The sequence below is a fragment of the Mycobacterium sp. ABE4_509 genome (assembly GCF_056160785.1).
On record NZ_JBSWXU010000193.1, the window covers coordinates 1 to 8,150 of the forward strand.

The 8,150-nt window shown below is 72.0% G+C and carries 6 protein-coding genes and 1 pseudogene; all 7 read right to left on the reverse strand.

All coding sequences use genetic code 11. The features are described from left to right. Positions 1-184: pseudogene (locus ACXAID_RS25650) on the reverse strand (hypothetical protein); the annotation flags it as partial. Continuing rightward, the gene (gene murC / locus ACXAID_RS25655) at positions 181-1,665 is read right to left on the reverse strand and encodes a UDP-N-acetylmuramate--L-alanine ligase (RefSeq protein WP_475024998.1); all 1,485 of its coding nucleotides are present in this window, start codon (positions 1,663-1,665) and stop codon (positions 181-183) included. The pseudogene ACXAID_RS25650 and the gene murC, both read right to left, overlap by 4 nt. Then, the gene (gene murG, locus ACXAID_RS25660) at positions 1,662-2,816 is read right to left on the reverse strand and encodes an undecaprenyldiphospho-muramoylpentapeptide beta-N-acetylglucosaminyltransferase (protein WP_475025003.1); all 1,155 of its coding nucleotides are present in this window, start codon (positions 2,814-2,816) and stop codon (positions 1,662-1,664) included. Before murG ends, murC begins: the two co-directional genes overlap by 4 nt. A 44-nt stretch (positions 2,817-2,860) precedes the next feature. Next, positions 2,861-4,336: a putative lipid II flippase FtsW gene (ftsW, locus tag ACXAID_RS25665; RefSeq protein ID WP_475024999.1), complete on the reverse strand. Its 1,476-nt coding sequence runs from the start codon at positions 4,334-4,336 to the stop codon at positions 2,861-2,863. Positions 4,337-4,341: 5 nt separating this feature from the next. Next, entirely contained in the window at positions 4,342-5,817 is a 1,476-nt protein-coding gene (gene murD / locus ACXAID_RS25670) for a UDP-N-acetylmuramoyl-L-alanine--D-glutamate ligase (protein WP_475025000.1), read from the reverse strand. Further along, positions 5,810-6,889, reverse strand: a complete 1,080-nt coding sequence (gene mraY, locus ACXAID_RS25675; RefSeq protein ID WP_475025001.1) for a phospho-N-acetylmuramoyl-pentapeptide-transferase — start codon at positions 6,887-6,889, stop codon at positions 5,810-5,812. Before mraY ends, murD begins: the two co-directional genes overlap by 8 nt. Then, on the reverse strand, positions 6,886-8,150 hold a 1,265-nt coding region (locus ACXAID_RS25680; RefSeq protein ID WP_475025002.1), incomplete at its 5' end, for a UDP-N-acetylmuramoyl-tripeptide--D-alanyl-D-alanine ligase. The genes mraY and ACXAID_RS25680, both read right to left, overlap by 4 nt.

Below are 8,150 nucleotides of genomic sequence, written 5' to 3' on the forward strand. Positions count from 1 at the left end.
GCCCCTCCTCGTCCTCGGCGGCCGTCGCCACCGACGCCACCACCGCCTGCGCTGTGTCCTCGGCCGGCTCCGCCTCACCGGTGTCCCCGGCCGCGTCAGCTTCGGGCGGTTCGGGCGTCTCGTCCGGTTCGGCCGCCTCGGCGTCGCCATCCGCAGGTGGCGTCGGCTTGTCAGGTTCGGTCATCGCCGAGCCCTCCCGCCGGCACCCGGTGCGCTGCGGTTGGCCTTGGCAGCCAGCTCCGCGAGGATCTCCCTGCCCAGCAGCGTGACGTCGCCCGCCCCCATCGTGACCACCAGATCGCCGGGCTCCGCCGTGGCGGCGACCTGTGCGGCCACCGCCGAGAAATCGGCCACGTAGGTCACCGGGACGGTCACCAGATCCGCGATGGTGGCGCCACTCACCCCGGCCAGCGGCTGCTCCCGCGCGGCGTACACGTCGAGGACGAACACCTCGTCAGCGAGGTCGAGCGCGGCGGCGAACTCGGCAGCGAAAGCCTCTGTGCGCGAATACAGATGCGGCTGGAACACCACGATCGAGCGGCCCGGGCCGGCCGCCGCGGTCACCTCCCGCACCGCGGTCAGCGTGGCACGCACCTCGGTCGGGTGGTGGGCGTAGTCGTCGAAGACCCGCACCCCGTGGGCCACGCCGACCAACTCGAAACGCCGGCGCACCCCTTCGAACCCGGCCAGCCCGTCGAGCACCACATCCGGTGTGGCGCCGGCCCGTACCGCGGCCAGCAGCGCGCCGAGCGCGTTGAGCGCCATGTGCCGGCCGGGCACCGACAACCGCATCACCCGTGGGTGAGGCTCGCCGCGCAGCGCGACGTGGGCGACCGCACCGGTGCCCAGCTGCCGCCAGTCCAGCAGCGCACCGTCGAGGCCGTCCCCGTCGTCACCGGCAGCGCTGCCGTACCGCAGCACCGGCACCCCGCGGGCCGCGCTGCGTTCGGCCAGCGCCCGCGCCCCCGGGTCGTCGGTGCACACCACCAGCGCACCGCCGGGCCTGATGCACTCGACGAATTGGTCGAAGACCGCGCTGTAGGCAGCCGCGCTGCCGAAGAAGTCCAAGTGGTCGGCCTCGATGTTGGTGACCACCACGATGTCGGGCTGGTACTCCAGCAGCGACCCGTCGCTCTCGTCGGCTTCGGCGACGAAATGGCCTCCGCTGCCGTGGTGGGCATTGGTTCCGGCCTCGCCCAGATCGCCGCCGACCGCGAAAGACGGGTCGAACCCGCCGTGCTGCAGCGCCACGATCAGCATGGACGTGGTGGTGGTCTTGCCGTGGGTGCCGGTCACCATCAAGGTGGTGTGGCCCGCCATCAGCCGGGCCAGCACCGCAGGCCGCAGGATCACCGGGATGCCCCGCCGGCGCGCCTCGACCAGTTCCGGGTTGGTCTTCGGGATGGCCGCGTGCGTGGTCACCACCGCCGTCGGCCCGCCCGCCAGCATGTCCAGCGACGACGCGTCGTGGCCGATACGCACCGTCGCGCCGCGGGCCCGCAGCGCGATGACTCCGCGGGATTCCTTGGCGTCCGATCCCGACACCAGGCCGCCGCGGTCGAGCAGGATGCGCGCGATACCGCTCATCCCCGCCCCGCCGATGCCCACCATGTGCACCCGCGCCAGTTCCGCGGGCAGCTCCGGACTACGGTCGGCGGCGGTCATCGCCGGTTCCCCCCGCGGGCAGTCCTGGCCACGTCGAGCGCCACCTGCGCCACCCGCCGCGCCGCGTCGCGGTGACCGGCCAGCACCGCCCCGGTGGCCATGGCGGCCAGCCGGGACCGGTCGGTGAGCAGCTGCGCAACCGTATCGGCCACGAAATCCGGTGTCAGCGAGCGGTCTTCGACGAGCAGACCGCCGCCGGCTTCGACCACCGGCAGCGCGTTGAGCCGTTGTTCCCCGTTGCCGATGGGCAGCGGAACGTAGACCGCGGGCAACCCGACAGCCGCGACCTCAGCCACCGTCATCGCCCCGGAGCGGCAGATCGCCAGGTCGGCCGCGGCGTAGGCCAGATCCATCCGGTCCAGGTAGGGCATCGCCACGTAGGGCGGATCCCCCGGCGCCGGGTCACGCAGCGCCACGGTGTTCTTCGCGCCGTGCGCGTGCAGCACCGAAACGCCCTGCTCGGCCAGCCGGTCCGCGGCGGCGGCGACCGCCCTGTTGAGTGACTGCGCACCCTGGGATCCGCCGAACACCAGCAGCACCCGGGCGTCCTCGGCGAAGCCGAAGTGGGCCCGCGCCTCGGCGCGCAGCGCGGAACGGTCGAGGGACGTGATCGCTTCCCGCACCGGCATGCCGACGACCTCGACGTGGCGCAGACCCGAATCGGGAACCGCCGAGAGCACCCGGCGCGCCGACACGGCACCCACCCTGTTGGCCAGCCCGGCACTGGCGTTGGCCTCATGGACGACCACCGGCACCCGGCGCCGGGGCCGGGTGCCGCCGGCCGCGAGATAGGCGGGCAAGGCGACGTAGCCGCCGAAGCCGATCACCACGTCGGCGTCGACGCGGGCCAGCACCGCCCTGGTCTGGCGGACGGCCTGGCGCACCCGTACGGGCAGCCGGAGCAGATCGGCCGACGGCTTGCGGGGCAACGGAACCGGAGTGATGAGCTCGAGGTCGTACCCGCGGGCCGGAACCAACCTGGTCTCCAGGCCCCGGCTCGTCCCGAGGGCGGTGATCCGCACGCCCGGTTCCAGCGCGGTCAGCGCATCGGCGACGGCCATCGCCGGCTCGACGTGACCGGCCGTGCCCCCGCCGGCGAGGACGACAGATATCCCCCGGTCGCTGCGCTCCTGCCCCGCCGGGTCGGATATCCCCCGGTCGCTGCGCCCCTGCCCCGCCGGGTCCGAAATCCCCGTCACCCGTAACGCTGACCTTCCAGTGTGCGGGCCCGACGGCCCTGCTTACGCTGGCCAGCACCATAGCCGACCGAGCTCTTGGCAGCCGAAACTCCCCGCTCACGACGGGGGCGCTGGGCAGCGGCCGGCTTCTTGGCGGCGCGGGCCGGGCGCGACCGCAGCCGGTCCTTGACCGCCTCGGTGCGGCTGGGAACGTACGGGGCGGGCAGCGGCAACCGCAACAACCGGTTGACCCGATCGTCGCGGCCGGCCCGCAACGCCGCGACGGCTTCGGGTTCGTGACGGGCGGCGTTGGCCATGATCCCGATGATGAACAACGTGGTGGCCGTCGAGGTGCCACCGGCCGAGATCAGCGGCAGCTGCAGCCCGGTCACCGGCAGCAGACCGACGACGTAGCCCACGTTGATGAACACCTGGGACAGGATCCACAGGGTTGCGGTGGCGGTCAGCAGCCGCAGGAACGGGTCGGCCGAACGGCGGGCGATGCGCATCCCGGTATAGGCGAACAGGCCGAACAGGCACAGCAACCCGGCGGCACCGATGAAGCCGAGCTCCTCGCCGATGATCGCGAAGATGAAGTCGTTGTGGGCATTGGGCAGGTAGTTCCACTTCGCGGTGCCCTGCCCCAGCCCGTCGCCGAAGACTCCGCCGTTGGCCAGCGCGAACCTGGCCTGACGGGCCTGATAGCCCGAGCCCTGGGCATCCGCGCCGGGATTGAGCCAGGACTGCACCCGGGCCGAGCGGTACCCCTCGGCGAGCGCCAGCACCGCACCGGAGACCACCACCGCGCCCAGCGAGGTCAGGAACACCCGCAGCGGCAGGCCGGCGTACCACAACAGTCCCAGCAGGATCACGCCCATCGACAGGGTCTGCCCCAGGTCTGGCTGGGCCACGATGAGCGCCAGCGCGATCACCGCCGCGGGCACCAGCGGAATCAGCATCTCGCGCAACGAGGCACGCTCCATCCGGCGCGCGGCCAGCAGGTGCGCACCCCAGATCGCCAGTGCGATCTTGGCCAGCTCGGAGGGCTGCATGGAGAAACCGGCGACGACGAACCAGCCGCGTGAACCGTTGGCGATCTTCCCGATGCCCGGCACCAGCACCAGGATCAGCAGGACGACGCTGAAGGCGAATCCGGCGAAGGCGAACCGGCGCATCACCGACACCCGGGTGCGCAGCGCGATGTAGAACGCGAACAGGCCGATCAGCGTCCAGAGCAGCTGTTTGCCGAACACCACCCAGGGTGACCCGTCGGTGTCGTAGGAGTAGACGCCCGACGCGGACAGCACCATCGTCAGCCCCATCGTGGTCAGCAGCGCGGCCACGGCGATGATCAGGTGAAACGATGTCATGGGCCGGTTCAGCCAGCTGCCGAACCGGGTCCGGGGCCCGCGCGGTGCGGCGTCGGTGTCGGCGGCGGGCTGCGCCGGGGTGGCGCGGCGGCTGCGCAGCCGGTCCAGGATGCTGCTGTTCATCGGTGCTACCCGGTTGCGGCGCGCACGGCGGCGGCGAAGGTGTCGCCGCGGTGTCCGTAACCGGTGAACTGGTCGAACGACGCCCCGGCCGGCGCCAGCAACACCGTGTCGCCGGGCCCGGCAAGCTCGCGCGCGGCAGCGACCACCGCGGTCATCACGGCGTCGGACAGCGGCTGGCGACCGACCTCGGCCACTCGAGTCACAGGAGTAACTCCTGACTCAGGTTTCTCAAGCACCACAGAATCCTCCCCCGTCACAACCTCGACGAGGGGGACATCCGGTGCGTGTCGCGATAACGCCTTGCCCACCAGGCCGCGGTCCCGGCCGATCAGCACCGCACCGACCAGCCGATCAGCCACCGCGGCGACCATCTCGTCCACCGACGCACCCTTGAGCAGCCCGCCGGCCACCCACACCACCCGCGGGTAGGCGCTGATCGACGCCTGCGCGGCGTGCGGGTTGGTGGCCTTCGAGTCGTCCACATAGGTCACCCCGTCGGCGGCACCGACGACCTCGGCGCGGTGCCGCCCCACCCGGAACCCGGCGAGCGCATCGGCGATCGCCGCAGGAGGCACGCCGACGGCCCGGGCCAGACTCGCCGCCGCCAGCGCATCGAGCACGCCGACCGGACCCGCCACCGGGATGATCGAGGTCTCGGCGAGCAGCACCTCGTCGGCGAACGCGCGATCCACCAGCGCACCGTGGCGCACCCCGACCTCGCCCGGGCCGGGTTCGCCCAACCGGAAACCGACCCGGACCGGCGCCGGGGAGGCCGCCAACAACTCGGCGGCGACCGGGTCGTCCAGCCCGCCGACGGCCACCCGGCCGGTCAGCGCCCGCGCCTTGGCCTGCGCGTACGCCTGCAACGAGCCGTGCCAGTCGAGGTGGTCCTCGGCGACGTTGAGCACCACCCCGGCCTCCGGACGCAGCGACGGCGCCCAGTGCAACTGAAAGCTGGACAGCTCGACGGCCAGGACCTCGGCCGGGCCGTCGAGCAGCTGCAGCACCGGGTCACCGATGTTGCCGCACAGGCCCGCCCGCCGGCCCGCGGTCTCGAGCATCGCGTGCAGCATCGACGTCGTCGTGGTCTTGCCGTTGGTCCCGGTCACCACCAGCCACTGCCGCGGCGGGCCGAACCTGCCCGACCGGTCCAGCCGCCAGGCCAGTTCCACATCACCCCAGACCGGCACGCCGGCAGCCGCGGCGGCGGCCAGCACCGGGGCGGTGGGCGCGAAGCCGGGACTGGTCACGACGAGGGCGAACTCCGGCATCCGGGCGACCGCCTCGGCCGGGTCGAGCACCGTCGCCCCCTGCTCGGCGTAGCCGGCCAGCACGTCGGGCCGGTCGTCGGTGAGCACCGCACGCACACCCAGGGTCGCCAGCGCAGCCAGCACCGCCCGGCCGGTGACGCCCGCCCCGGTGACCAGGACGACGCTGCCGGGTTCGATCGGCGCACCCGGTCCCGCTGCCATGTCAGGCACCGACGGTGGTCAGCCACTCGCTGTAGAACAGGGCCACACCCAGCCCGCAGGCGATCGCGGTGAGCAGCCAGAACCGGATGATGACCGTCGTCTCGGCCCAGCCGACCAACTCGAAGTGGTGATGAAACGGCGCCATCCGGAACACCCGGCGGCCGGTGGTCCGGAACGCCAGGATCTGGACCACCACCGAGGTGACCTCGGCGACGAACAACGCGCCGAGCACCACGGCCAGCATCTCGGTGCGGCTGGTCACCGACAGCCCGGCGATGATGCCGCCCAGCGCCAACGACCCGGTGTCGCCCATGAAGATCTTGGCCGGTGCGGCGTTCCACCACAGGAACCCGATGCACGCCCCTGCGGTGGCCGCGGCGATGATCGCCAGGTCCAGCGGGTCGCGCACGTTGTAGCAACCCACACCGGGGCTGGTCGCACACGCGTTGCGGAACTGCCAGAAGGTGATCAGCACGTAGGCCGCGCACACCATCGCCATCGCCCCGGCGGCCAGACCGTCGAGTCCGTCGGTGAAGTTGACCGCGTTCGACCACGCCGACACGATGACCACGCAGAACAGCACGAACACCGCCGGCGCCAGTGTGACGGTGGCGATTTCACGCACGTAGGACAGCTCGGCGCTGCCCGGGGTCAACCCGTCACCGTTGCGGAACTGCAACGCGAGCAGGCCGAACAACACGGCCGCGACGAGGATGCCCACCGTCTTGGCGGTCTTGTTCAGCCCGAGGTTGCGGGCCCGCCGGATCTTGATCAGGTCGTCGATGAAGCCCACCGCGCCCAGCGCGGTCGCCAGACCGAGCACCAGCAGACCCGACGCCGATGGGCCTTTGCCGTCGATCACCACGCCGACCAGGTGGGTGCCGAAATAGCTGGCCCAGATGCCGGCGACGATCGCCACACCGCCCATCGAGGGGGTGCCGCGCTTCTTGTGGTGGCTGGGCGGACCGTCCTCGCGGATCTCGTGACCGAACCCCTGCCGGGTGAACAACCTGATCAGCACCGGGGTCAGCAGGATCGACACCGCCAGGGCGACCCCGACGGCGATGAGGATCTGTCTCATCGCGCCCCCTGCGATCCGGTGTCGTCGCCGGCCAGGGCGTCGGCCACGACGCTCAGACCGGCCGAGTTGGAGGCCTTGACCAGCACCACGTCACCGGGCCGCAACTGCGAACGCAACAGTTCCAGCGCGGTGTCGGCGTCGGCGACCGGGGTGGCCTCGGATCCCCACGATCCCTCCATGACCGCGCCGTGCAGCATGGCGCTCATAGACCTCCCGGTTCCGACGACGATGAGTCGAGTGACATCTAAGCGCACCGCCAGCCGGCCGATGCGATCGTGCTCGGATATCGCGTCGTCGCCGAGCTCGGCCATCTCGCCCAGCACCGCCCAGCTCCGGCCCGACCGGGCGCCCTGGCGGGCCATCCAGGCCAGCGCCTTGAGCCCGGCCCGCATCGAGTCGGGGTTGGCGTTGTACGCGTCGTTGATGATCGTCACCCCGTCGGCGCGGGCGCTGACCTGCATGCGGTTCGCCGACACCGGCCCGGCCGCGGCCAGCGCCGCGGCCACCTGCTCGAGGTCGGCTCCGCATTGCAGCGCGACCGCGGCCGCGCACAGCGCGTTGGACACCTGGTGGTCGCCGTGCACCGCGAGGGTGACGGGCACCTGCCCAACCTCGGTGTGCAGGGTGAAGCCGGCACGCGCGAGCGGATCGAGGGTGACATCGGTGGCCCACACATCGGTGCCGTTGCCGCGTTCACCGTCGGTGGACCTGCCGACCCGCACGACCCGGGCCGCCGTGCACTCGGCCATCCTCGCCACGATCGGGTCATCGACGTTGAGAACCACCACCCCGGACTCCGGGACCGCCTGCGGCAGTTCGGATTTCGTGGCGGCGATGGCCTCGCGTGAGCCGAACTCGCCGAGGTGCGCGGTACCGACGTTGAGGACCACCCCGATCGACGGCGGTGCGATGTCGGCCAGCGCAGCGATGTTGCCCGGATGACGAGCCGACATCTCCAGCACCAGGAAGTCGGTCGACTCGGTGGCGCGCAGCACCGTCCACGGGTGTCCCAGTTCGTTGTTGAACGATCCCGGTGGCGCGACCACCTCACCCAGCGGGGCCAGCACCGCGGCGATCAGATCCTTGGTCGATGTCTTGCCCGAGGACCCGGTGAGCCCGACGATCGTCAACCCGCCGGCGACCAGTTCGGCCGCCACCGCCTTGGCCAGCCGCGCCAACGCCGCCAGCACGGCGGCACCCGACCCGGCGGTGTCGTGTTCGAGCGCGCCGGACCCGGCCGCGGCGCCGCCGGCGGCCGGAT

Excerpts from the sequence above, each read along its gene's own strand:
- murC (WP_475024998.1), bottom strand. The coding sequence starts at position 1,665 with ATGACCGCCGCCGACCGTAGTCCGGAGCTGCCCGCGGAACTGGCGCGG.
- ftsW (WP_475024999.1), bottom strand. The coding sequence starts at position 4,336 with ATGAACAGCAGCATCCTGGACCGGCTGCGCAGCCGCCGCGCCACCCCG.
- mraY (WP_475025001.1), bottom strand. The coding sequence starts at position 6,889 with ATGAGACAGATCCTCATCGCCGTCGGGGTCGCCCTGGCGGTGTCGATC.